At 64.7% G+C, this 21,866-nt stretch carries 27 protein-coding genes and 1 pseudogene; 9 read left to right on the plus strand and 19 right to left on the minus strand.

What is annotated here, in order from left to right:
• Positions 1-99: 99 nt before the first annotated feature.
• Entirely contained in the window at positions 100-531 is a 432-nt protein-coding gene (locus ACVWYP_RS26380) for a CBS domain-containing protein (RefSeq protein ID WP_016845942.1), read from the plus strand.
• A gap of 176 nt (positions 532-707) precedes the next feature.
• On the opposite strand, the gene ACVWYP_RS26385 is transcribed toward ACVWYP_RS26380, so the two are convergent.
• The 10 genes from ACVWYP_RS26385 to ACVWYP_RS26430 form a co-directional block, all read right to left on the minus strand.
• A complete protein-coding gene (locus tag ACVWYP_RS26385; RefSeq protein ID WP_028344046.1) occupies positions 708-1,037 on the minus strand; it encodes a four-helix bundle copper-binding protein in 330 nt (109 codons plus the stop codon).
• Between the two features lie 9 nt (positions 1,038-1,046).
• Positions 1,047-1,271, minus strand: a complete 225-nt coding sequence (locus ACVWYP_RS26390) for a hypothetical protein (RefSeq protein WP_304495415.1) — start codon at positions 1,269-1,271, stop codon at positions 1,047-1,049.
• A gap of 53 nt (positions 1,272-1,324) precedes the next feature.
• On the minus strand, positions 1,325-2,407 hold the full coding sequence (locus ACVWYP_RS26395) for a YihY/virulence factor BrkB family protein (protein ID WP_304495416.1): 1,083 nt from the start codon (positions 2,405-2,407) through the stop codon (positions 1,325-1,327).
• A 2-nt stretch (positions 2,408-2,409) separates the two neighbouring features.
• Positions 2,410-2,913: a hypothetical protein gene (locus tag ACVWYP_RS26400; RefSeq protein ID WP_304495417.1), complete on the minus strand. Its 504-nt coding sequence runs from the start codon at positions 2,911-2,913 to the stop codon at positions 2,410-2,412.
• Between the two features lie 107 nt (positions 2,914-3,020).
• On the minus strand, positions 3,021-3,464 hold the full coding sequence (locus tag ACVWYP_RS26405) for a hypothetical protein (protein WP_369525521.1): 444 nt from the start codon (positions 3,462-3,464) through the stop codon (positions 3,021-3,023).
• A gap of 4 nt (positions 3,465-3,468) precedes the next feature.
• Positions 3,469-3,690, minus strand: a complete 222-nt coding sequence (locus ACVWYP_RS26410) for a hypothetical protein (RefSeq protein WP_028344042.1) — start codon at positions 3,688-3,690, stop codon at positions 3,469-3,471.
• Between the two features lie 33 nt (positions 3,691-3,723).
• Positions 3,724-4,572, minus strand: a complete 849-nt coding sequence (locus ACVWYP_RS26415; RefSeq protein ID WP_304495418.1) for a hypothetical protein — start codon at positions 4,570-4,572, stop codon at positions 3,724-3,726.
• A gap of 251 nt (positions 4,573-4,823) precedes the next feature.
• Complete coding sequence (locus tag ACVWYP_RS26420) at positions 4,824-5,075, minus strand: hypothetical protein (RefSeq protein WP_155258749.1); 252 nt, start codon at positions 5,073-5,075, stop codon at positions 4,824-4,826.
• Between the two features lie 382 nt (positions 5,076-5,457).
• The gene (locus ACVWYP_RS26425) at positions 5,458-6,204 is read right to left on the minus strand and encodes a Crp/Fnr family transcriptional regulator (protein WP_304495419.1); all 747 of its coding nucleotides are present in this window, start codon (positions 6,202-6,204) and stop codon (positions 5,458-5,460) included.
• On the minus strand, positions 6,205-8,523 hold the full coding sequence (locus ACVWYP_RS26430; protein ID WP_304495420.1) for a chemotaxis protein CheB: 2,319 nt from the start codon (positions 8,521-8,523) through the stop codon (positions 6,205-6,207).
• Between the two features lie 350 nt (positions 8,524-8,873).
• On the opposite strand from ACVWYP_RS26430, the gene ACVWYP_RS26435 reads away from it, so the two are divergent.
• From ACVWYP_RS26435 to ACVWYP_RS26445, 3 genes are all read left to right on the plus strand, one after another.
• Positions 8,874-9,302, plus strand: coding sequence for a response regulator (locus tag ACVWYP_RS26435; RefSeq protein ID WP_304500308.1), 429 nt, complete (start codon positions 8,874-8,876; stop codon positions 9,300-9,302).
• A gap of 120 nt (positions 9,303-9,422) precedes the next feature.
• Positions 9,423-9,602 carry a hypothetical protein gene (locus tag ACVWYP_RS26440; protein WP_304495421.1) on the plus strand — a complete coding sequence of 60 codons (180 nt, stop codon included), beginning with the start codon at positions 9,423-9,425 and terminating at the stop codon, positions 9,600-9,602.
• A 77-nt stretch (positions 9,603-9,679) separates the two neighbouring features.
• Positions 9,680-9,868: a hypothetical protein gene (locus ACVWYP_RS26445; protein ID WP_304495422.1), complete on the plus strand. Its 189-nt coding sequence runs from the start codon at positions 9,680-9,682 to the stop codon at positions 9,866-9,868.
• A 47-nt stretch (positions 9,869-9,915) separates the two neighbouring features.
• Here the strand turns inward: ACVWYP_RS26445 and ACVWYP_RS26450 are convergent, their stop codons facing one another.
• From ACVWYP_RS26450 to ACVWYP_RS26460, 3 genes are all read right to left on the minus strand, one after another.
• Entirely contained in the window at positions 9,916-10,095 is a 180-nt protein-coding gene (locus tag ACVWYP_RS26450) for a hypothetical protein (protein WP_304495423.1), read from the minus strand.
• 226 nt (positions 10,096-10,321) lie between these two features.
• Complete coding sequence (locus tag ACVWYP_RS26455) at positions 10,322-10,519, minus strand: hypothetical protein (protein WP_304495424.1); 198 nt, start codon at positions 10,517-10,519, stop codon at positions 10,322-10,324.
• 524 nt (positions 10,520-11,043) lie between these two features.
• On the minus strand, positions 11,044-11,373 hold the full coding sequence (locus tag ACVWYP_RS26460) for a response regulator (RefSeq protein ID WP_304495425.1): 330 nt from the start codon (positions 11,371-11,373) through the stop codon (positions 11,044-11,046).
• Positions 11,374-11,775: 402 nt separating this feature from the next.
• Here ACVWYP_RS26460 and ACVWYP_RS26465 point away from each other — a divergent pair.
• Positions 11,776-11,868: pseudogene (locus ACVWYP_RS26465) on the plus strand (phosphoketolase family protein); the annotation flags it as partial.
• A gap of 319 nt (positions 11,869-12,187) precedes the next feature.
• Here the strand turns inward: ACVWYP_RS26465 and ACVWYP_RS26470 are convergent.
• Positions 12,188-12,994, minus strand: coding sequence for an enoyl-CoA hydratase/isomerase family protein (locus tag ACVWYP_RS26470; RefSeq protein WP_304495426.1), 807 nt, complete (start codon positions 12,992-12,994; stop codon positions 12,188-12,190).
• Between the two features lie 74 nt (positions 12,995-13,068).
• On the opposite strand from ACVWYP_RS26470, the gene nthA reads away from it, so the two are divergent.
• The 3 genes from nthA to ACVWYP_RS26485 are packed head-to-tail and all read left to right on the plus strand — an operon-like array spanning position 13,069 to position 14,731.
• Positions 13,069-13,698 (plus strand): nitrile hydratase subunit alpha, encoded by a 630-nt coding sequence (gene nthA, locus ACVWYP_RS26475; RefSeq protein WP_028344028.1) that lies wholly within the window; start codon positions 13,069-13,071, stop codon positions 13,696-13,698.
• Positions 13,695-14,354 (plus strand): nitrile hydratase subunit beta, encoded by a 660-nt coding sequence (gene nthB / locus ACVWYP_RS26480; RefSeq protein WP_304495427.1) that lies wholly within the window; start codon positions 13,695-13,697, stop codon positions 14,352-14,354. The genes nthA and nthB overlap by 4 nt, the downstream gene beginning before the upstream one ends.
• Positions 14,354-14,731: a nitrile hydratase accessory protein gene (locus tag ACVWYP_RS26485; protein ID WP_028344026.1), complete on the plus strand. Its 378-nt coding sequence runs from the start codon at positions 14,354-14,356 to the stop codon at positions 14,729-14,731. The genes nthB and ACVWYP_RS26485 overlap by 1 nt, the downstream gene beginning before the upstream one ends.
• Positions 14,732-15,079: 348 nt before the next feature.
• On the opposite strand, the gene queC is transcribed toward ACVWYP_RS26485, so the two are convergent.
• Positions 15,080-15,799 (minus strand): 7-cyano-7-deazaguanine synthase QueC, encoded by a 720-nt coding sequence (gene queC / locus ACVWYP_RS26490; RefSeq protein ID WP_304495428.1) that lies wholly within the window; start codon positions 15,797-15,799, stop codon positions 15,080-15,082.
• 128 nt (positions 15,800-15,927) lie between these two features.
• Between queC and mazG the strand changes: the two genes are divergently transcribed.
• Positions 15,928-16,773 (plus strand): nucleoside triphosphate pyrophosphohydrolase, encoded by an 846-nt coding sequence (gene mazG / locus ACVWYP_RS26495; RefSeq protein WP_304495429.1) that lies wholly within the window; start codon positions 15,928-15,930, stop codon positions 16,771-16,773.
• Between the two features lie 152 nt (positions 16,774-16,925).
• Here the strand turns inward: mazG and mgtE are convergent, their stop codons facing one another.
• The 4 genes from mgtE to ntrX form a co-directional block, all read right to left on the minus strand.
• Positions 16,926-18,296, minus strand: coding sequence for a magnesium transporter (gene mgtE / locus ACVWYP_RS26500; protein WP_304495430.1), 1,371 nt, complete (start codon positions 18,294-18,296; stop codon positions 16,926-16,928).
• Positions 18,297-18,449: 153 nt separating this feature from the next.
• Positions 18,450-19,844, minus strand: a complete 1,395-nt coding sequence (gene hflX / locus ACVWYP_RS26505) for a GTPase HflX (protein ID WP_304495431.1) — start codon at positions 19,842-19,844, stop codon at positions 18,450-18,452.
• A gap of 11 nt (positions 19,845-19,855) precedes the next feature.
• Entirely contained in the window at positions 19,856-20,104 is a 249-nt protein-coding gene (gene hfq / locus ACVWYP_RS26510; protein WP_006020546.1) for an RNA chaperone Hfq, read from the minus strand.
• A 375-nt stretch (positions 20,105-20,479) separates the two neighbouring features.
• Positions 20,480-21,850 carry a nitrogen assimilation response regulator NtrX gene (ntrX, locus tag ACVWYP_RS26515; protein WP_212057750.1) on the minus strand — a complete coding sequence of 457 codons (1,371 nt, stop codon included), beginning with the start codon at positions 21,848-21,850 and terminating at the stop codon, positions 20,480-20,482.
• Between the last annotated feature and the right edge of the window lie 16 nt (positions 21,851-21,866).

Raw genomic sequence — 21,866 nt, forward strand, 5'->3', positions numbered from 1 at the left:
TTGGTCACCTGCGTCCTGGCAGCGGCGACAAAGTTAGGAACGCCGTTCCGGGCGGCATCGTTAGGCCGTTGACGCAACCAGCCACATGGAGAGGCTAGCATGAAGGTTTGCGACGCGATGACACCGGACGTCCAGCTATGCACCCCCGACGATACGTTGCGCGATGCCGCAGAAGCGATGGCAGCGCTCGGTGTCGGCCTGCTGCCGGTTGCCGATGGCGAGCGCCTGGTCGGCATGATCACGGACCGCGACATCGCGCTTCGCGGCATCGGAATGGGTCGCGGCCCCGACTCGCGGGTCGGCGACGTCATGACGGCCGAGGTGAAGTATTGTTTCGAGGATCAGGAGCTCGAGGACATCGCGCAGAACATGGGTGCGATCCAGGTTCGGCGCCTGCCGGTGCTGAGCCGGGACAAGCGCCTGGTCGGAATCATCGCCCTCGGCGATATCGCCCTGATCCAGGCCAGCGATGGTACGGGCATGGCGCTCAGCCAGATCTCACGCCCGACCACCCAGCACGCGCAACTCTAGACTTACACGGCTCCGCTTCGCGCGCTGGCTCGCGAAGCGGACCGTCAGGTGCGCCAATGGCCGACTATGTACCGTGGATCGTGATTGCCGCCGGGGTCATCGCCCTGATCGTCACGGCGCTGCTCTGGCGCGCCCACTACGTCAGCTCCGATTGACCGAACGGCGAGCCCGCGCCGTCAGGCCGCCATCTTGCGGCAGGATTCCGCGCACGCGCGGCACATCGCCACGCATTCGTCCATGCCGCCGACGCGATCGCAATCCTCGGCGCATTCGCCGCAGATCTCGGCGCATTCCCGGCAGGTGTGCTTGTGATGCGGGGTGTTGATCAGCATGAAATGGGCCGCCGTCCGGCACATTTCCGCACAGGCCATCATCAATCGGAAATGTGCCGGCTCGACGTGCTTGCCGCCGGTGACGAGACAATGGTTCATGGCCGTGGCGAGACAGGTCCTATAGCAGGACAGACAGGTCTCAACGCATCGGTTCATTTCCTCCGAGAATGCCATGTCCATACCTCACGCCTGCGCCAGCAGTTGGCGCAGGTAGCAGAGCCCGTCAAAGGTCAGTTTCGACTCGCGGACCTCGCCCTGTGCGATCTCGGCTTCGAGGAAGTTCTCGAGCTCGGGAAGCGCGCGGTCGAACCTGTCCGCGATGCCCATCAGCTCGCAGGTCTCCTTGATCCGCTCGATCGGTTTTTCCAGCACGTTGATCTGAACCATTTTGGCATAAGCCCGGGTCATGCCATTGGTTCCTATGCTCATTGCTGGACGCGTTGCTGCGGGGTCGGCGCCGGCTACGACGCCTTGCCGACCGTGTCGGCCATGGTTGCGCCACGCGCTCCGAGCGGCTTGCGGCGGCCCTCGGTCGAATCGAGCATCGTCTGATGCTCGATCTCTGAATTCAGCTCTGCCCCGCACAGCACGATGATGGCGGACATCCACATCCACGTCATCAGGCCGATGGCCGCCCCCAGCGAGCCGTAGGTCGCGTTGTAATCGCCGAAGTTCGCCAGATACCAGGAGAGCAGCACCGAACCGGCCAGCCACAGCACCGCTGCCGCGACGGCGCCGACGCTGAGCCACTGCCAGCGCGGCCTGGTTCGGCTCGGGCCATAGCGGTAAAGCACCGCAAGCGCGGTGAGGAGCAGGAGCACCAGGATCGGCCACCGTCCGAGCCGAATGACGAGCTCGGCCGTCGTGCCCAGTCCAACCTGCTGCAGCAGAAGCGGGACGACGACCACCGCTCCGACCATCAGCATGATGGAAATCAGCCCGGCGATCGTGAACGCGAGGGACATCAGGTTGAGTTTGACGAAGCCGCGCTTTTCCTTCTCATCATAGACGACGTTGAGCGCATCGAAGATCGCTTTCATACCGGCATTGGCGCTCCAGATCGCGATCAGCAGGCCAGCGGCAAAGGTCAGGCCGAGTGTCGAGGTCCCCTTCGCGAGCACGCGGGCGATCTGGTCCTGGACGATCGCAAACGAGCCTTCCGGCAGCATCAGCGCCAGGCTCTGCAGGTTGGATGAGATCGTGGACGGATCGGCGAACAGGCCGTAGCTCGAGACCAGCGCGGTGATGGCCGGAAAGATCGCCAGCAAGCCGTAGAACACGACGCCGGCCGCGGTGGCCAGCAGGCGGTCCTCGTCGATCTGCTGATAGGTGCGCAGCAGAATGTCCTTCCAGCCGGCAGCCGGAATCTCAAGCGGCGTGTCGGCAAGCCGTCCACGATCCCGGGTTTCGGCCAGCACGGGTTCGACGCCCTGCTCCCGGGCGGACGGCCGCTCCGATCGGGACAGCTGGCGAGAGATCGCCAGGGTCGCCAGAGCCGTTGCACCGGCGAGCATCAGATCGTTGGTCCAATTGCGCGGCGCCATCGCTAGTCCTGGATCGCGTCGCGCTGACGCCGGGCGCGCGATGCGGCAAACCAGCCGACAAGCATGATTGCAGCCCCGGCGGCCAGTGCCCGGGTGGTGGGATCCACGCTCCCCCCTGCTCCCGTCCGATTGGAGGCGATCAGCCGCGCCGCGACGGGCACTGCGATCGCGCGCTTGAGCATATCGGCCTGTCGGCCCGGGCTCGGCACCGCCGGCGCAGGACGCGCGAGCAGGAGGCGGCCCACGACCAACCCCACGATCCCGAGGAGAAGAAAGACGCCCCCGGTCGCGGCATATGCGATCCAGCTGCCGTAATGCACTTCAAGGGCGTGGAAAGCCGCGGCGACCCCGATCCCGATCGCAACCAGGAGCGAGACCGCGCCGACCAGCATGACGCCGCATGCCAGCGCGTAGCCGGTCGCGAGGCGCCCCAGCCATTGCCGCAAGTCCGCAAGGTAGGAGCGGAAGATCTGGCTCAGCGAGGACGGCCGGGTGTTGACGCGCATGGCAAGGTCCGTGGCAAGTTGGCACCCGACAACCCGGCAGGAAGATCGACGTTCCTCCCCGGCAACGCGCGACTGCTCGCGCCACGCGAGGCAGCGCGGACCGAGCGCTAACTGACCGGAGGGAGATTTGCGCGTGGTGGCATGGAGCTCGGGAATGGCTTGGCAACCATGAGCGTCGCGCGTTCGTCGGTTTCGAGCGCGATTTTCTGGGCAAGCATGACGTCGCCCGCCACCAGTGAGCCGACGGGCCGGAAGCACCAGCCCAGCACGATGCGGTCGCCGCCGTCCATCTCGTAGACGTTGGTCGAGGTGCCGTAGCAAATCCGATATCGCTTGCCGGACTCCGAGCCGATGACGTCGAAGCGATTATATTTTTCGAATTGCGCCCGCTGTTCGGGTGACAGCCACGCGGACAGCAGCGCAAGTCCGCGCGCCTCAATTCGCTCATACGCTTTCCAGCGATCCCAGATCGCGGCCAGCGTCGCACGCAGCGTGCTGGCGGCTCCTCGGAGCGCGGATCGCAGGGGCATCTCGCGCAGACGGGCGAGCATGGCGTCAGCCGCCGACCAGCCTCGGATAGAACAGGGTTTCCTCGGCGGTCGGATCAAGCGCACGGACCAACTTCGCCTCTCCGGTCGCCTGCCGAATTGCGGCAGTGTAGCCGTCCGATGTGAGCTGGGCGAAGCGGGCATTCGCCCAGGCCAGTTGCTCGCTGTTGTCGGGATCGAATTGCTGCCTCGTGTCGCCGGAGTGGTCCATCACCAAGATCGTTGCCATCATCGTCTCCCTTGAAGGACATTCACAACTGCATCAGACAATCGGCACGGCCGTCGTCGGCCTGCCGCCCATCCACTCCGGCAACGCGGCGCCGTCGCGGTGACGGCCGCCCGCGCCGGCCGCGGCCCACGCGGCGACCGCACCGAACAGCAGCGCCGCCGCAACCGAGAACGCCAGAATCACCGCGCTGCGCCGCGACCGCTGGATCGCGGTCCTGGCATCGCCCATCACGCTGTCGACGCGCTTCTCCGCCTCCGCCGCGGCCAGACCGGTCGCGGCCGCGACCTGCTGGATCAGATAGCTGCGATCGTCACTGTTGACGCCGCTGCGGCCGGAGCTCGTCAGCAGGATGCGGCCCGCCTCCGCCCGCTCATAGCCGATATCGATATTGGCCGGACGCCGCAGCGACCGGTACAGACGGTCGAGCTCGGCGCTCAGCAACGGCTCCGCGGCCGTCGCAGATGGCCGGTTCTGGACCACCGGGCGCGCGGTTGACAGGCCAACCAGCGTGACGATTGTGGCACCGAGGATGACGGCGAGCGCCCAGGCGGTCAGTCCGTGAAGCCCGTCGCGGCTGTCGATCTCGTCCGATGGCGTCACGCCAATCACGCGCTGCGCCCGGCCGGCGATGTAGCCGCCGACGCCGAAGCTCACCACCGCCTGCAGGATCAAATACAGCCCCGACAGCAACGCGAGCGCGGCCGATGCGTCGCGCCATGTCGGCGAGCTTGAACTCACGCCCAACCCGACCGCCGCGCCGAAGCCGATCAGGATCACCGACAGTGCCGCGGCAGCCAGCGCGCCGGCGATGACCGGGCTCCATTGCAGCCGAAGCCCGGTCCTGTTGACGGCGGACACGGCAAGCCCTCGCTCGTTATCCATGATGTGCCTACCGCAGCCCGAAGAACGACAATATCGCCAAAATGACCACGATCAGTCCGACCAGATAAATCAACTGGTTCATGCAAACCTCCTCCGTCCGCCTCGTCCCGTCCTGACAATTTGGTGGAGCAGCCAAGGTTCCTACGCTGACGAACCGGCGCGATGCGGTAACGCCAATGAAAAGGGCCCCGCCGAAGCGAGGCCCTCATCGGTCGTCGCGAGCTGGTTATCGCGACGTGCGACCAGCACCGTTAATCGTCCCAGTCATGACCACGGATCACGAAGCCGCGGTCGCGGTAGTAGTCGCGATGATGGTTGTACCAGCCGTGGTGCCAGCCCCGGTCATGCCGGTATACGTCGACGCGCGGGCCACCATAATATCGATTGCCGTAGTAGCCGTGGTCGCTGCCGACATAAATGCCCACACCCTGCGCGCTCGCAACGGTCGGTGCCGCTATCGAGAGTGCCGCCACTGCGGCAAGAGCGTAAGTAAGCTTCGTCATGGCATCCTCCTTTCCAGTACACCGTGACAACGACTGGCGTCCGCGCATGTTGCAGGAACAGGATCGGAACTTTCCTGAACGTTCCTTCACCATCATGGCGGCTGCACGTGACCGGCGCACGAGATCGAGGAGCCCTCGACGCGCTCTGCTCGATCGCTGTGGCTCCACTCTCACCTGTTCGACACAAGTGACCCCAGCTCAGGGGTGGAGAGCTGGGGTCGTAGCGGGGTTCTCCTGGTTGCGCTGACGGCCGGTCGGCGCGTCAGCTCGTGAGAACCTGCGCTTCGCAACGGGTTCCGGCACTAACGTCTGCAAATGTGCGACGCACAATCGCGGCAAGCGCAGCGCCCGCGTCAGCCCGACAAAGCCGCCTTGCCGCGTCTCAGCCGTGCCGCTTGGTGTGCAGATAGTCGGCCGAAAACAGCGCCGTGTCCTTGAGCTGCTTCAGGTCGTTGATCGTCAGTATGCGGTCGCGCAGCACGATCAGGCCGGCGCCGCGCAGCTCCTGCAGCGTCCTGTTGACATGGACTACGGACAGCCCGGTGGCATCGGCGAGATCCGTCTGCGTGATCGGAAACAGGCAGGAATCGCCGTCGATCATTCCGACCGGCAGCAGGCGCTCATAAAGTTCGCACAACAGATGCGCGACCCGCTCCAGCGCCACGCGCCGTCCGATATTGGCCGTCCATTCCCGCTGGATCGCGCTGTTCACGATGGTTTCGCACCACAGCGCTTCTTCCAGCGAACGGTCGCTCGCCAGCAGCTGCTCGAACGCCGGACGCTTGATGTCGGCGTAGGTGACCGGGGTCAGTGCGCCGATCGAATGATCCATTACGGAAAGCAGATAAACGCAGGCATCGCAGCTGTCGCCCGGCAGGACAAAATTGACGATTTGGCGGCGGCCGTCGGCCAGCGTCTTGTAGCGGCAGAGCCAGCCCGACAGGATGATTCTGACGCTGTCGACCGGATCGCCTTCGGTCGCGAGGTCCTCACCCGGGCTGGCGCGGTGCAGCCCCTCCTGGATCGCCTGCTGCAGCAACGCGATCCCCCGTTCGGACAATTGCCGCAAGGCGTTGAGCCGCCGGATCACCGGCTGCGCCAGATTCCCCTCGAGCATCGGGGGATGCATCTAGCTCCCCATACTCGGCGTATGGATGGCCTGCGCGCTCATCGGTATAGCGATCGTGCAGTGAAATCCCGACGGATTGAACTCGAGCGTGCTCTCGCCCTTGAACTCGAACGCCAGCGTCCGCTCCAGGAGATCGGATCCAAATCCCCTGCGGCGCGGCGGCGTCACCGCCGGCCCGCTGCGTTCGCGCCAGTCGAACACCAGTTGCCGTGGCTCGGCCGCGTCATCGACCCGCCATGAGACGTCGATGCGCCCGGCGCGTTGGCTCAGCGCGCCATATTTCAAGGCGTTGGTTGCGAGCTCGTGGATCGCCAGCGCGAATGTCTCCGCGGCCTTGGGTTGCAGGCGGATTCCTGGACCGGAGACCTTCAGTTGCTCGCCTTCCCGCGCGTTGTAAGCCAGCAATTCCTCGACCACGAGGTATTCGAGATCAACGCCGCCTGCCGGATCTCGGGTCACCAGCGACTGGGTCCGCGCGAAGGCGTTGAGCCGGCCGTCGAGATGCGATGCGTAGTCCTCGACGCTCGCGCTGGTCTCGGCCGAGCGGCGCGCGATCGAGCGGACCACGCCGAGCGTGTTGCGGACGCGGTGCTGCAATTCGGCATGCAGCAGGCGCTGCCGCTCCTCGGCCCGCGTGATAGCAGTGACATCGATGAAGCTGATCACGACACCGGCGACGAAATCGTCGATGCTGCGGTAAGGCAGGATGCGCACGATGTAGCGCGTGCCGCTGTCGGGCGCGGTCAGCTCGCGCTCGGCGCTGGCCAGCGTCCGCTGCACGCGGCGGACATCGTCGTAGAGCTCCTCGATCGGGATGCGCGCCTTGATATGCGCGATCGGGCGGCCGACATCGGTCTCGACCAGATGCAGTAACTGCGTGATCGCCGGCGTGAAGTTCATCACCTTCAGATCGTTGTCGAGGAATACGGTTGCGATGCGGGTGCTCTCGAGGAAATTCTTCAGGTCGCTGGTGGCCTGGGTGAGACCCTGCACGCGGTGCGCCAGCTCGCCATTGACGGTGGTCAGCTCCCCATTGACCGACTGCAACTCCTCGCGCGAGGTCTCCAGCTCCTCGTTGAGCGACTGGTATTCCTCGTTGGAGGACTTCAGCTTCTCATTGGTGTTTTCGAGTTCCTCGATGGTGGCCTGCAGCCGCTCGCGGGTGGCGCGCAGCTCGCTTTCCAGCCGCTCGACATGATCGGTCCTGGCCAGAATGCTGGGATTGCTCTCGGCCTGCTCCACGGGACGGATCGGGCCATCCTTGAACAGCACGACGAAATTGCGATGGCCGGCAGGGCCGTCCTGGATCGGCTCGACGGTGATGTCGACCAGCACGCGATGCCCGTTGACGCCGAGTTGCACCTGCTCGGCATGCGCCGCTTCATTGGTTTCAGCGGCACGGGTGAGCACGGTGCGCAATTCAAGCCTGAGGTCGCGATGCACAAGTTGCAGCAAATCGAGCGTCGCCGCCCCGGCGGTCGGCTCGATGTAGCGGCCGGTGCGGTCGGAGGAATGCAGGATGTGAAAACTGCCGTCGGTGATGACAAAGGCCGGCGCATAGCGCTCTGCGATGCGCTGGGCGCGGCGCTCGAGGCCGACGTCCGGGCCAACGGAACGTACCGGCGGGATGTCGATCGCGCCCCGTCCGGCCGCCGTCGTGATGGGGAATTCCGGCGGCAGCCGCGTCCCGGTCTCGAGCCGGCGGAGGTGGCGGGAATAGACGTCGATATGCTCCGGAATGTCCTCCGGCGGCAGGACAAAATCGGCGATCGCCGCGGCCGAGCTGCCTTCGTCGTGGGGGTTGGACTGACCGTCGCCAATGCGTTCGGCGATCGCGAGGCCCCCATGATCCTTCAAGGTCCCGACCCCGAGCATACCGTCGCCGCCCGTGCCGGCCAACACGACGCCGATCGACCGCTCGGCGCGCTCCTCCGCCAGCGAGACCAGGAAGCTGTCGATGGTCGCCCGGTCACCGCGCGCCTGCTCGGCGCGCCGGACGGCGAAACGGTCGCCATGAATGGTAGTGATCATGTCGGACGGACACAGATGGATCACGCCGCCCTCGACGAGCTGTCCGTCGCTGATCTCGGACACCCTCGCGCCTTCCGATCGCTGCAACGCGGCGTGCAGCCGGGTATCCTCGATGGCATCGTGGTCCTGCAGCACGAGCACGACGGCTTGATCCGGATTGAGCCGCAGCCGGGAAAAGAAACGCTCGATACTATCGAGAGCGCCGGCGGATGCGCCCACGCCTACGATCAGCGGCGCCTTGCTCTTGCGCTCTCCATCTCCGCCCTGGGGCTGGCCGACGTCATCCATGGTCGCAGCGGCTCTCAATTCTCCGAAGGGCATTCTCGCCCGTGCCCGTTGATACCAGAGTTTGATCCTATCCCGATGGGATAAGTAGGAAATCTCCGACCTGCAGGGAAGCGCGATGTGGCCGCCGCTTGTCCTCCAGAGCGCGACGGATCATGTTGCTTGGCGGCGCCCGACCCGACGATAGACCTTTCCAGCGAGTTCGCGCCGCTACCCCGGCTGAACCGCCGATGACGATGATGTCCCGATTGGACATGGAACCTGCCCTTTCCAACATTGTTTGCAACAAGGCGAGCATTCGTCCTATGTTCCAATTCTGCGATGACGACATGCCGGGCGCGGCCGGAGTTGATATGTCTGATTTTTTTGCACGTTTGCCCGAGGGCGCATTGCTGACCGGTCGGCGCGTCCTGATCGTCGAAGACGAATATTTCCTTGCCGACGACATGCGCAGCGCGCTGCGCGCGCTTGGTGCTGATATCGCCGGGCCGGCCGGTGATATCGACGATGCGCTTCGTATCCTTCACGACGGCGGCGTGATCGATGGTGCGGTGCTCGATGTCAACATCCGCAAGCAGATGATCTATCCGGTCGCGCGCGAGCTGCAGGCGCGCGGCGTGCCGATCGTGTTCACCTCGGGATACGACAAGGTCGTGCTCGGCACCGAGTTCGCGGACGTCCCGTTGTGGGAGAAGCCGTTCGATCAGCGCGCCATGGCGCACGGGCTCGCCGGCATGATCCTGCGCGGTGATCCCATGAAGCAGATTGATCCGCAGGTCTGACCGCCTGTCTCATGGCGCTGCTGGACATGAACAATCCGCTCGAGCATTTGCAAATGTTAGTGCGGAGGTTTGCAGAGAGCCCCACGATACTCCAGTCACGATATCGGACGGGGGTGCGTAATGACCGAGATCGAACGACGTATCGAGCTGCTGGAGCAGACGGCCGCAGAACGCGCGCTGATCGCCGACCTCTCAACCGTCACGGAAACGCGCATCCGTAACGCCCAATTGGCAGACGAAGCGCGCCTCGTCGTCGCGCAGCTCAGGACCTTGAGGCCGGGTGACGTTCACATTGCCTGATTGTCTCGGCCCGCGATCTCCGGCGAACCCGCGACGTGACGCATCCTCCCGGCGCATCGTCCTCAGGAAGGACAGCGATGCTGCAGGATTCAACAGATAGGATCGCGGAATGCCGGCAACTGGCCGATGAAGCCGACCGTCGGGCCTCGGCATCCAGCGTCGAAACGACGCGCAAGGATTACGAGTTGCTGGCGCGATCCTGGCGACAATTGGCGCTGAGCTACGAATTTTCCATGTATCTCGAACGCTTCATCAAAGCCCGCTAGTCGGCCTGCCGACCGATCGGGATATTGCCGCCCCCTCAGCGAAAGCCTTACTTGCTGTTGTCGCGGTGAGCCTTGATCTCCATGCGCGCGCTCGCGGAACTACGCACCGATTGCCGCAGCTCGGCGAGCTGATCGTCTCGCTGATCGGCGAGCGATTTCTTTTGTGCGCGCAAAGTGTGACTTTCTTCGATGGCAAGCTGAGCGCGGGCGAACAGGGGATCGATCATCGGCGAAAGATGTCACTGGATCGCAGCGTCCGCCCTGTCATGGGATAAGTCGGAAGCAGGTTTGCCGAGCAGGCGGTGCGCCAGACGCATCAGCCCATGAGACTTCGAAAATTGTTCGAGCGCGTTCGTTGCCGGCATTGATGCGCCGCTTCATGGTCTGATACCCGGCGAGTTGGTATCCGTAATCACCATCCGGCACGATTCCGCCTGCGCGAGGCGCGAAAGCTTACGCAGGTGAGGATTTCAGGTTCCCGTACTGACTTTCCTCTTGCGGAAAGGGTTCCTGCGTTTTGCGGCCCAGAAAAGTGCTGGCGGGGTTTTCGGCAAGGAGTTTGCGTGCCTGGCCGACGACCCGGATCGTCCGCTCGGCATCGTCGAGATCGTGAGAATTGGAAAGGCGATAGATGTACCGCTCGTTGGGCATGGTCGTGCTCCCCGGTTATGCAGGCGGGAGCACCATCGGTCTCTCAGCCACCGACGCCTACGGGCAGAGCCTCGGCCGGTGATGAGGAGACAATAAACCTCGGCGAGGAAAGTTGCCAACAAAAGTGCTGGTGCCGGGAACCTGAGGCGCCCGAGACACAAGCATGTCGCGAGAATGCCGACGTTTGACTCGCAGGCGGCACCACACCCTCAGTGTCGTCCCTGCGAAAGCAGGGACCCATAACCACAAATGCTGATTGTTGAACGATGCTGGGACGACGAGTCCCGTTGCCAACACCTGCTGCGGCGTATGGGTCCCTGCTTTCGCAGGGACGACGTGGGGGTTGGAGTTGTGCGCCCAGATGCAGCAAGCTACGCGTTCTCAGGCCGGTCGCAGCTCCGCCCTCACCCGCCGTCGCCGGTGTCCGGGCAATCAAAGTCTGCGATGATCGAACGGTCCTACGGCGTCCTGCCGGATCGGGCCCGGCCAGCCCGCGGCGCATCGATCTGCGTTCAGCTCGCCGGCTATCCGGCGACGCTCATCTGCTTGCACAGTATCCCGAGAGCTTCCGCACATCCGCGCGGCTTGGTCACCACGGGAAGATGCGCATACTTCTCGGGCAGCATGCTGGCGTCGTAGCCGGTGTACAGGGTGACCGGTGTTCCCATCGCAAGCAGGGTATCGATCAACTTGTAGGACGCGGTTCCATTGACGTTGATGTCGATCAGCGCGCCAGAGGCTCCGGACGCGTGCGGGCGGGCTTCGTCGATCGAAGCGAACGGGCCAGCGACGTGATAGCCGGCCTGCCGTGCCAGCGCGGCACAGTCATCGGCAATGAAATACTCGTCTTCCACGATCAAGATCGTACGCATAGCAGCACCTCTGCCAGTTGCGCGGATGATCGAGGCGTTAACGTTTTCCCGCTGGTCGGGTTTCCCGGGCGCGTCGTTGTGTGCGCCGTTAGGACAGTGGCCGTGGCCTATTTAATGAGCAGGGAAATTCGACGCCAAGGCGCGGGTAACCCTGGTTTTCGAGGCGCGCGCCGTCAGCTACCGGCCACCAGCAACCCGAGGTACAGCCAGAGTACAATTGTCACTGTAATCGTTGCGGCGAAAAAGTAGCGGTCGATGAGATTCATCAACTGCACCCTTCGGCTGACTAAGGCGGATATCGAATCGCGGTCGAAACATCAGTCGCTGCCGCTTGTCATCTCTCTGCCCGGTTCCGGCATTTACATATGAGAGATCGGTGAGCTCGCAGGAATTCGCAAAATCCAAACAGAGGCGTGTGGCAGCAAACAATCGGAGCGCCCGCGCTGGCCGATGATCGTGCTGCGCAGTCCAAAGGGCTGAAGCGGTCCGATACGCAGGCCATTCGGCTGCAGCAAGGAAAGCCGCGCGCACCGGAGCGCGGCGGCGAAGTTAAGCTTGGCGGTCGGAGAGGATTGGGATGACGATTTACATATGCAAATGCGGACGCTGGCGATGGGCGCATGGTACCGCCTGCCTGCTCGGTCTCGACAACGGTGCAGGCGGATGACCCCAACGTCGGCTCCCAGGCCCTGAAAGGTGCTGGGGTCGTCTCCGCACCGCAAAGGCCCTGACGCATCGGCCCGGCGTCAGGGCCTTCGCCATTCCGAAGCCTGGAAGGACTCCTGAACGACACGTATCAGCGCCCCTTGAAGCGCGGCTTCCGCCGTCCGAGGAAGGCCGCGACGCCTTCCTTGTGATCCTCGGTCAGGCTGGCCAGCGCGAACTGGTCGAGGTCCATGTGGCTGGCGAGATCGTCGAGCGCATGTGCCAGCCGGTTGACCGTCAGCTTGGTCATCGCGACCGAGATCGGCGGCTGGGCGGCGACCTTGGCCGCGAGCGCCATCGCGGCTTCATATGACCTTCCAGGATCGGTCACCTGCTCCACCAGGCCCCATTCGTAGGCCTCCTCGGCCGAGATCCGGTCGTCGGCCAGGATCACAGCCTGCTTGGTGCGCGCCGGTCCCATCAGATGCAGCATGCGCGGCACGCTCTGCCAGCTCATGTTCATGCCGAGTGCGATTTCCGGCACCCGCATGTGCGCGTCGCGCGCCATGACGCGGAAATCCAGCGCGACCGCGAGTGCCACGCCGCCGCCGACGCAAAACCCCTCGATCGCGCCGATCGTGACCTGCTCCATGTCCTGCCAGGCGCGCGTCAGCCGCGGCCCGAGCTTCAGGTGCCGGCGCAGCGCGCCCATGTCCATGGTCTGGCGAGAACGCCCTTCGGCATCCTTGAGGTCGAAGCCGGCGCTGAACGATTTGGCGCCGCCGGTCAGCACCACCACCGAGGTCTCGCCGTCGTCCTCGAAACTGCGCGCCGCGTCGGTCAGCTGCCGCAGCGCATCCGGCGACAGCGCGTTGATACCGTCGCCGCGGTCGAACCGCACCACCGCGATCCGTCCCTCCGGTCCGAGCCCCTTCTCGATCGTCACATCATCAACCACGCATACCTCCCCGCTCGCATTCTTGTGTACTGCCTGCCTCGACATAGCACGACGGTTTCGCCTATTCTGTGGGCATGAGCGAACATGATCATCACCACCACGATCACGACCATTCCGAACTGTCGGAGACCGAACTGCGCGTCCGCGCGCTGGAATCGATCCTGACCGAGAAGGGCTATGTCGAGGCTGCCGCGCTCGACGCCATCGTACAGGCCTATGAGACCAAGATCGGCCCGCATAACGGCGCCCGCGTCGTCGCCAAGGCCTGGACCGATCCCGCCTTCAAGAAGGCGCTGCTCGAGGACGCCAGCAAGGCGGTCGGCACCCTCGGCCATGTCAGCCGGGTCGGCGACCATCTGGTCGCGATCGAGAACACGCCTGGCCGCCACAACATGGTCGTCTGCACATTGTGCTCCTGTTATCCCTGGGAAATGCTGGGGCTGCCGCCGGTCTGGTACAAGGCCTCGCCGTATCGCTCGCGCGCGGTCAAGGATCCGCGCGGCGTGCTCGCCGATTTCGGCGTCAGCCTGCCGAAGGAGACGGAGATCCGGGTCTGGGATTCGACCGCGGAGACGCGTTTTCTGGTGCTGCCGATGCGGCCCGAAGGCACCGAGGGCTGGAGCGAAGACCAGCTCGCCGAGTTGGTGACGCGCGATTCCATGATCGGCACCGGCTTTCCCAAAAAACCGGGAGCGCCGTCATGAACGGCGTCCATGACATGGGCGGCATGGACGGGTTCGGCAAGGTCGACCCCGAGCCGAACGAGCCGATGTTCCATGAGGAATGGGAATCCCGGGTGCTCGCCATGGTCCGCGCGATGGGCGCGGCCGGCGCCTTCAACATCGACGCCTCGCGCTTCTATCGCGAGACCCTGCCCCCGCAGGTCTATCTGTCGAGCTCCTACTACAGGAAATGGCTGCTCGGGCTGGAAGCCCTGCTGCTCGACAAGGGTTATATCTCCAGGGACGACGTCGCCGCTGGGCATGCCGTCGCGCCGGCGAAAGCGCTCAAGCACGGCAAGTTCTCGGTGGCCGACATCGAGCGCATCATGGTGCGCGGCAAGTTCGGCCGCGCCGCGCCAGGACCTGCTAAATTCAAGGCCGGCGATCGGGTGCGGGCGAAGAACATCCATCCCGCCACGCACACGCGGCTGCCGCGCTACGTGCGCGGTCACGTCGGGGTGGTCGAGCGCGATCATGGCTGTCACGTATTTCCCGATACGGTGGCCAACGACGCCGGCGAACATCCGCAATGGCTGTACACCGTCGTGTTCGACGGACGCGAGCTGTGGGGACCGGACTCCGATCCGACCATCAGGGTCTCGATCGACGCGTTCGAGCCGTATCTGGAGGCCGTCTGATGGATGCCGGCGCCGCCGCGCGCGCCACCAGCGCCGTCTCGAGCATTCCCCGCGACCAGGACGGCCCGGTATTCCGCGCCCCCTGGGAAGCGCAGGCGTTCGCCATGGCGCTGAGCCTGCATGACCGCGGCGTGTTCACCTGGACCGAATGGGCCGCCGCGCTCGCCGACCAGATCAAGCGCGCGCAGGCGGCCGGCGATCCCGACACCGGCGAGACCTATTACCAGCATTGGTTGGCAACCCTCGAACACCTCGTGGCCGCCAAGGGCGTCACGACGCATGAGACACTGCACCGCTACCGCGACGCCTGGGACCACGCCGCCGACCGCACCCCGCACGGCCAGCCGATCGTGCTGACGCCGGGGGATTTCGCGTAGCGGCGCGTTTCCCGCCGTAGCACCAGATCGCGCCGCATTCACAGCTGTCGTCCCTGCGAAAGCAGGGACCCATACTCCGCAGCGAATATTGTGTGAACGCGACTCGTCGTTCCACCATCGCTCAACAAAGACCATTTGTGGTTATGGGTCCCGGCCTTCGCCGGGACGACGATGAGGATGGGTTTGCGATTCGAGCCGCATCTGCACTATTTCTGGATAATAGAAGAGTACCGCTGAGTTGCCCGACGTGTCAAGTTGCGGTGTCGAACGGCAGCCGCCGACTCCTTTGCATGGGGTTGTTTTCGATATTTTGGCAGTGCGCCCCTGCGGACGGCTATCAGCCCACTGTTACGGGCCACCCTGAGCAACATATTCCCGCCAGCCCTTGGCCCGCAGGCTGCAGGCCGGGCATTCGCCGCAGCCATAGCCCCAATCGTGCTGCGCGCCGCGTTCGCCGAGATAGCAGGTGTGCGAGTGCTCGCGGATCAGGTCGACCAGCCCTGCTCCGCCGAGTTCGTGCGCGAGCCGCCAGGTCGCGGCCTTGTCGAGCCACATCAGCGGCGTGTGCAGCTCGAAATCCCTGGCCATGCCGAGATTGAGCGCGGACTGCAATGCCTTGATGGTCTCGTCGCGGCAATCCGGGTAGCCGGAATAGTCGGTCTCGCACATGCCGCCGATGATGTGACGGATGCCGCGCCGATAGGCCAGCGCCCCAGCGAAGGTGAGGAACACGAGGTTGCGGCCGGGCACGAAGGTGTTCGGCAAGCCGTCCGCGCCCATTTCGATCGCGACGTCGCGGGTCAGCGCGGTGTCGGAAATCTCCGACAGTGTCGGGATCGCTAGCGTGTGGCTGTCGCCGAGTTTCGCAGACCATTCCGGTCGGACCCGCTTGATCCCGGCCAGCAGCTGGTCCCGGCAATCGAGCTCGATCGCGTGGCGCTGGCCGTAGGTGAAGCCGAGCATCTCGACGCGGGCAAAGCGCGACAAGGCCCAGGCAAGGCACGTGGTGGAATCCTGGCCGCCGGAAAACAGCACCAGCGCAGTGTCGGAAGCGTTCTGATCGGTCATGGAACGCGATTTAGCACCTGACGGCGCCGTGGCCAATCCGTGGACAGTGCCGTGTTTCCGGCGTGTTTTGCTGGGATCGACAGGGCCGATTTGGCATAACGGCTATACCTCTCATCCAGCGGTGCTCCATGACCCCTTCCCGCGACATTTCCCGCCTGATCGAGATCATGGCTGCGCTGCGCACGCCGGTGACCGGCTGCCCATGGGACCTCGTGCAGAATTTCGAGACCATCGCGCCCTACACCATCGAGGAGGCTTATGAGGTTGCGGATGCGATCACGCGCGGCGATCTCGACGATTTACGCGAGGAGCTCGGCGACATGCTGTTGCAGGTGGTCTATCACGCCAGGATGGCCGAGGAGCAGAACGCGTTCGCGTTTGGCGATGTGGTCGAGGCGATCACCAGGAAGATGATCCGCCGTCACCCGCACGTCTTCGCCGACAAGGACGGCAACATCCAGCCGGCCGGCGTCAAGAGCGCCTGGGAACGGATCAAGGCCGAGGAGAAGGCCGAGCGCGCCGCGCGGCGGCCGCCCGAAGACACCGCGCACAAATCGCTGCTGGCGAGCGTGAAGGCGGGCCTGCCTGCCCTGACGCGCGCGATGGAGTTGCAGCGCAAGGCATCCACCGTCGGCTTCGACTGGAACGACCCGCGCGCGGTGCTCGCCAAGATCCGCGAGGAGGCCGACGAGATCGAAGCCGCGCTCGACCGCAACCACAAGGCGGAGATCGCGGAGGAAACCGGCGACCTGATGTTCGCGCTGGTCAACCTCGCCCGCCACGTCGATGCCGATCCGGAAACCGCGCTGCGTGCGACCAACGCCAAGTTCGAGCGGCGCCTTGCCTATATTGAGAAGGCGCTGGCGGCGAAGGGGCGTTCGCTCGACGGCGCGTCGCTGGAAGAGATGGACGCGTTGTGGAATGAAGCAAAGACCGCTGTCGTCCCTGCGAAAGCAGGGACCCATACCGCGTGATCTAACGGTAGGTTAGCGATACCAGTACCGCGCAATTCACCGCCAAGCTTGGTTGCGCTGAACAACTGCGACCGAACTCAATAACGATGGCCGGTGGTTATGGGTCCCTGCTTTCGCAGGGACGACACCGAGGTTGAGGGCGCCGGCTCAGCCTACAACAACGTCCCGCGCAGGATCACCGCAGCAACACCGAAATAGATCACGAGACCGGTGACGTCGACCAGTGTCGCGACGAACGGCGCCGATGCGCTGGCCGGGTCGAAGCCGATGCGTTTGAGGATGAATGGCAGCATCGAGCCGCACAGCGATCCGAACGTGACGATGCCGACCAGTGCGGCACCGACGGTCGCGGCGACCAGCACCCAATGCGGGCCGTAGTCGAACAGGCCGAGCGTCTGCCAGAGCGTGATCCTGATGATGCCGATCACGCCGAGAATGGCACCGAGCACGATGCCGGTCGGCAGTTCGCGCACGGCGACACGCCACCAGTCGCGCAGCCGCACCTCGTGCAAGGCCAGCGAGCGGATCAACAGCGAGGTTGCCTGTGAGCCGGAATTGCCGCCCGAGCTCATGATCAACGGGATGAAGAGCGTCAGGACGATCGCCTTCTCGAGCTCGCTCTGGTACGACTGCATCGCGGTCGCGGTCAGCATTTCCGACAGGAACAGCGCGCACAGCCAGCCAGCGCGCTTCTTGATCATCTCGCCGAAACCGATCCGCAAATACGGCTCGTCGATCGCTTCCATGCCGCCGAACTTCTGGGCGTCCTCGGTGGATTCCTCGACGATGGCGTCGATGACGTCGTCGACCGTGACGATGCCGAGGATATGGCCGGGGCCGTCGACGACCGCGACGGCGAGCAGATCGTAGCGCGAGATCAGCCGCGCCGCCTCCATGCGGTCGGCCTCCGGCGAGATCATCAGCGGCTTCCGTGCCGGCGCCGCGGTCAGCACATTGGCGTGCGGATCGCCCGAGATCAGGCGGCGCAGCGGCACGGCCTGGATCAGGGTCTTCTTGACCGGGTCGATCACGAAGATCGAGTAGACGGTCTCGCGGGTGCGCTCGACCATCCGGATGTGATGCAGGACCTCCGCGATGGTCCAGCTCGAGGGCACGCTGACGAATTCGGTCGTCATGATGCTGCCGGCGCTGCGCTCGGGATAGGCCAATAGCCCCGAGATGACGTTGCGGGTCTCCGGATTGAGCCCGTTCAGCAGCGTGGTGCGCAGCGGCTCGACCAGCTCCTTGAAGATATCGGCGGCACGGTCGTCGGAGACGCCCGACAACAGCGAGACCGCGGTGTCTTTCGGCAGCTCGGCGAGGATCTCGCAGGTGTTGTCGAGCCCAGGCAGGTCGAGCACCTCGATCGCCTTCTCGGCGGGCAGCGATCGCAGCAGCTTGGCGGCATCCGCGGGCTCGCGGGCGTTGAGCGCATCGACGATCTCGGGCGCGCGGACATGGGCAAGATCACCGTTCTGGCCGGCGACCGTGTCGTGGGTGAGGGTTTCGCTGGTGTCCTGCATCGATCGGCCTCGGCTTTGCGTCTTGCAGCGCAATGAACCAAGGCGGCGCGGATTTCAAACAGAAAGTGCGACGCTGCGTCGCAGGCGCATCGGCGCCCGCAACGTCACGGCATCGTCATATTTCGGAAGATTGCAGGGACCGTCTTCGAGGGCTTACGCCTCGTGGGGAACGGCCGCGAAGCGGCTCATCACGATGTCGCGCTTGGTCTCGTCGACGCGCACCGTCATGTCGAAGCGCTCGCCATGCAGCTCCTTGTTCAGGACCTCGGCATTGCGGTGCAGCCAGCTGATGCCGGCGCCATCGGAGGCGTCGATCGAGAGATTGAGCGTCGAGCGCTTGGCCGCGAGGCGATCCTCGATCGCGGCGAGCAGCGCATCTATCCCCTCGCCTGTTGCGGCCGAAACCAGGAAGCATGGCCGCTCCGGCGGACGGCGCGCGGCGATATTGCGCAAATTGTCCCGCTCCTCGGGATCGAAGCGGTCGATCTTGTTCCAGACCTCAATGATACGCTGACCGCCGTCGGCGTCGGGGTCAATGCCGAGCTGGCGCAACACCGCCTCGACGTCACGCTCCTGCGCCTCCGCGTCCTCATGGGAGATGTCGCGGACATGCAGGATGATGTCGGCTTCCAGCACCTCTTCCAGCGTGGCGCGGAACGCGGCCACGAGCTGGGTCGGCAGATTGGAGATGAAGCCGACCGTGTCCGACAGCATCGCCTTGCCGCCATGCGGCAGGTTGAGCGCGCGCAAGGTCGGGTCGAGCGTCGCGAACAGCATGTCCGCTGCCTGCACGTCGGCGCGAGTCAGGCGGTTGAACAGCGTCGATTTGCCGGCATTGGTGTAGCCGACCAGCGCCACCACGCGATACGGCACGCGCTGGCGGCCGGCGCGATGCAGCCGTCGCGTCGCCTGCACCTTTTTCAACTCGCCTTCGAGCTTGGTGATGCGCTCGCTGATCAGGCGGCGGTCGGCCTCGATCTGGGTTTCGCCGGGGCCGCCCATGAAGCCGAAGCCGCCGCGCTGGCGCTCGAGATGGGTCCAGGACCGCACCAGGCGGCTGCGCTGGTAGTTGAGATGGGCGAGCTCGACCTGCAGCGCGCCTTCGTTGGTCTTGGCGCGGCGGCCGAAGATTTCCAGAATCAGGCCGGTGCGGTCGAGCACCTTGGTGCTCCAGGCCTTCTCGAGATTGCGCTGCTGGATCGGCGACAGCGCGCAATCCATCACCACGAGCTCAACCTCGTTGCTGGCGACGAGCCCGTTGATCTCCTCGACCTTGCCCTTGCCGAGATAGGTCGCGGGCCGGATCTGGCTGATCGGCGCGATGACGGAGTCCACCACAGTGAGGTCGATCGCACCGGCGAGGCCGGCGGCTTCCTCGATCCGCGCTTCATAGTCGCGGACAGAGGAATCCGTTTGCGCATCGCCGTCGCCACGGCGCGTGCGCAGGTACGGGCCGATGACGATCACCCGCCCGGTGCTGCCGCTCCCCGCCGACCCGGCCCTGGACTTGGTCCGGTCGGCGCCCCCTTCACGATTGAAGGGTTCCAATCAGTTCACTCTCAAGCCGGTGCGTCCTCACCACCTTCGAACAACTGAATCGGAGCTCCGGGCATGATGGTCGAGATCGCGTGCTTGTAGACAAGCTGCGAGTGGCCGTCGCGCCGCAACAGCAAGCAGAAATTGTCGAACCATGTGACAATGCCCTGCAGCTTTACTCCGTTGACCAGAAATATCGTCAGTGGCGTCTTGGTTTTACGAACGTGATTAAGGAAGGTGTCTTGTAGATTCTGTGCGCGGTCTGCCGCCATTGTTTTTGTCCCGCAAGCTTGTGCTTCTTTTTATTGAACCGGTTGCTGCTCTCTGACGGAGCCTCCTCCGGCTGCCCACCTGCCACGAGATCCCCCTCCGGCAGGCATAGCGGTAGGATTAGAGGCTACGCGCGGTTTTTAGGCAAGCCAGTTCGCGGTGCAGTCGGTAGGAACACGGTGGCAATTCTAAGAAAGTGCAGGGAAAGAGACGAATATTCTCGTGGAGAGTGGATAAATCCCCGGTTGTACCGGCCCCACCCTCGCCCCGCCGATCGATCCAAACCGCCCCCGAGAGCCGCCTGTCGGCTCCCCGGCGGGTGACCGCCGGGGCTTCGCTCCGAGCCGCCGGCGGACTGCCGGCCCGCCGCGCCAGGGTCAGCCGACCCCGAGCGCCTTCAGCTTGCGATGCAGCGCCGAGCGCTCCATGCCGACGAACTCCGCGGTGCGCGAGATATTGCCGGAGAAGCGGCTGATCTGGGCGATCAGATAGTCGCGCTCGAACACCTCGCGCGCCTCCCGCAACGGCAGGCCCATGATGTGCTCGCCATTGTTGGATGTCGGCATCGCCGGCACCATCGAGCCGACGTCCTGCGGCAGCATGTCGGCGGTGATGATCGCCTCCGGCCCGCCGCCGGCCAGGATCATCACGCGCTCGACATTGTTGCGGAGCTGGCGGACGTTGCCCGGCCAGACATGCGACTGCAGCACCGCCATCGCGTCCTGCCCGATTTGCCGCTTCGGCAGGCCGGTGGCGGCCGAGATCTGGTCCATGAAATAGTCGATCAGCTCGGGGATGTCCTCGCGCCGCTCCGACAGCGGCGGTACGCGGATCGGCACCACCGAGAGGCGATGATAGAGGTCCTCGCGGAAGCGGCCTGCGGCGATCTCCTCCTCGAGATTGCGCGCGGTCGAGGAGATGATGCGGACGTCGACATGAACCTTGCCGGTGCCGCCCTGGCGCTGGAAGGTCTGATCGACCAGCACGCGCAGAATCTTGTTCTGGGTCTCGCGGGGCATGTCCGCGATCTCGTCGATGAACAGCGTGCCGCCATGCGCCTCCTCGAGCGCGCCGGCCTTGCGCTGCTGCTCGCCGTTCGATCCCTCGATGCCGAACAGCTCGATCTCCATGCGCTCAGGCGTGATCGCGGCCGCATTGATCACCACGAACGGCCCTTCGGCGCGCCCGGAGGCATGGTGCAGCGTGCGCGCGGCAAGCTCCTTGCCGGCGCCGGAGGGACCGACGATCAGGATGCGGCTGTTGGCCTTGGCGGCGCGGTCGATGGTCTGGCGCAGCTGGTTCATGCAAGCCGAGCGGCCGGTCAGGACGCTCGCCGCAGGTGCCAGTTGCTTGAGCTCCTTCACCTCACGGCGGAGCCGCGAGGTTTCCAGCGCCCGGGTCGCGACCAGGATCAGCCGATCCGACTTGAACGGCTTCTCGATGAAGTCATAGGCGCCGCGTTTGATCGCTGCGACCGCGGTCTCGATGTTGCCATGGCCCGAGATCATCACAACCGGCAGATCGGCATTGTCCTTCTTGATCTGCTCGAGCAGCTGCAGGCCGTCGAGCTTGGAGCCCTGCAGCCAGATGTCGAGGAAGACCAGGTTGGGCCGGCGGTTGGCGATCTCGGCGAGCGCCGAGTCGCTGTCGCGCGCGGTGCGCGTGGAAAACCCCTCATCGTCCAGAATACCCGCAACGAGGTCGCGAATGTCAGCTTCGTCGTCGACAATCAGAATGTCACTTGCCATGGGTTACACCTGCCTT

The organism is Bradyrhizobium sp. USDA 3262 (assembly GCF_054060035.1).

Bases quoted from the DNA above. Each gene is read 5' to 3' on its own strand.
- ACVWYP_RS26450 (WP_304495423.1), bottom strand. From the start codon at position 10,095: ATGATCGATCCCCTGTTCGCCCGCGCTCAGCTTGCCATCGAAGAAAGT.
- ACVWYP_RS26420 (WP_155258749.1), bottom strand. From the start codon at position 5,075: ATGACGAAGCTTACTTACGCTCTTGCCGCAGTGGCGGCACTCTCGATA.
- queC (WP_304495428.1), bottom strand. From the start codon at position 15,799: ATGACCGATCAGAACGCTTCCGACACTGCGCTGGTGCTGTTTTCCGGC.
- ntrX (WP_212057750.1), bottom strand. From the start codon at position 21,850: ATGGCAAGTGACATTCTGATTGTCGACGACGAAGCTGACATTCGCGAC.
- ACVWYP_RS26385 (WP_028344046.1), bottom strand. From the start codon at position 1,037: ATGGCATTCTCGGAGGAAATGAACCGATGCGTTGAGACCTGTCTGTCC.
- mazG (WP_304495429.1), top strand. From the start codon at position 15,928: ATGACCCCTTCCCGCGACATTTCCCGCCTGATCGAGATCATGGCTGCG.
- ACVWYP_RS26435 (WP_304500308.1), top strand. From the start codon at position 8,874: ATGTCTGATTTTTTTGCACGTTTGCCCGAGGGCGCATTGCTGACCGGT.
- ACVWYP_RS26380 (WP_016845942.1), top strand. From the start codon at position 100: ATGAAGGTTTGCGACGCGATGACACCGGACGTCCAGCTATGCACCCCC.
- hfq (WP_006020546.1), bottom strand. From the start codon at position 20,104: ATGGCGGCAGACCGCGCACAGAATCTACAAGACACCTTCCTTAATCAC.
- ACVWYP_RS26485 (WP_028344026.1), top strand. From the start codon at position 14,354: ATGGATGCCGGCGCCGCCGCGCGCGCCACCAGCGCCGTCTCGAGCATT.
- ACVWYP_RS26405 (WP_369525521.1), bottom strand. From the start codon at position 3,464: ATGCTCGCCCGTCTGCGCGAGATGCCCCTGCGATCCGCGCTCCGAGGA.
- ACVWYP_RS26440 (WP_304495421.1), top strand. From the start codon at position 9,423: ATGACCGAGATCGAACGACGTATCGAGCTGCTGGAGCAGACGGCCGCA.
- ACVWYP_RS26445 (WP_304495422.1), top strand. From the start codon at position 9,680: ATGCTGCAGGATTCAACAGATAGGATCGCGGAATGCCGGCAACTGGCC.
- ACVWYP_RS26390 (WP_304495415.1), bottom strand. From the start codon at position 1,271: ATGACCCGGGCTTATGCCAAAATGGTTCAGATCAACGTGCTGGAAAAA.
- mgtE (WP_304495430.1), bottom strand. From the start codon at position 18,296: ATGCAGGACACCAGCGAAACCCTCACCCACGACACGGTCGCCGGCCAG.
- ACVWYP_RS26415 (WP_304495418.1), bottom strand. From the start codon at position 4,572: ATGGATAACGAGCGAGGGCTTGCCGTGTCCGCCGTCAACAGGACCGGG.
- ACVWYP_RS26425 (WP_304495419.1), bottom strand. From the start codon at position 6,204: ATGCATCCCCCGATGCTCGAGGGGAATCTGGCGCAGCCGGTGATCCGG.
- nthB (WP_304495427.1), top strand. From the start codon at position 13,695: ATGAACGGCGTCCATGACATGGGCGGCATGGACGGGTTCGGCAAGGTC.
- ACVWYP_RS26455 (WP_304495424.1), bottom strand. From the start codon at position 10,519: ATGCCCAACGAGCGGTACATCTATCGCCTTTCCAATTCTCACGATCTC.
- ACVWYP_RS26395 (WP_304495416.1), bottom strand. From the start codon at position 2,407: ATGGCGCCGCGCAATTGGACCAACGATCTGATGCTCGCCGGTGCAACG.
- ACVWYP_RS26430 (WP_304495420.1), bottom strand. From the start codon at position 8,523: ATGGATGACGTCGGCCAGCCCCAGGGCGGAGATGGAGAGCGCAAGAGC.
- nthA (WP_028344028.1), top strand. From the start codon at position 13,069: ATGAGCGAACATGATCATCACCACCACGATCACGACCATTCCGAACTG.
- ACVWYP_RS26400 (WP_304495417.1), bottom strand. From the start codon at position 2,913: ATGCGCGTCAACACCCGGCCGTCCTCGCTGAGCCAGATCTTCCGCTCC.
- ACVWYP_RS26410 (WP_028344042.1), bottom strand. From the start codon at position 3,690: ATGGCAACGATCTTGGTGATGGACCACTCCGGCGACACGAGGCAGCAA.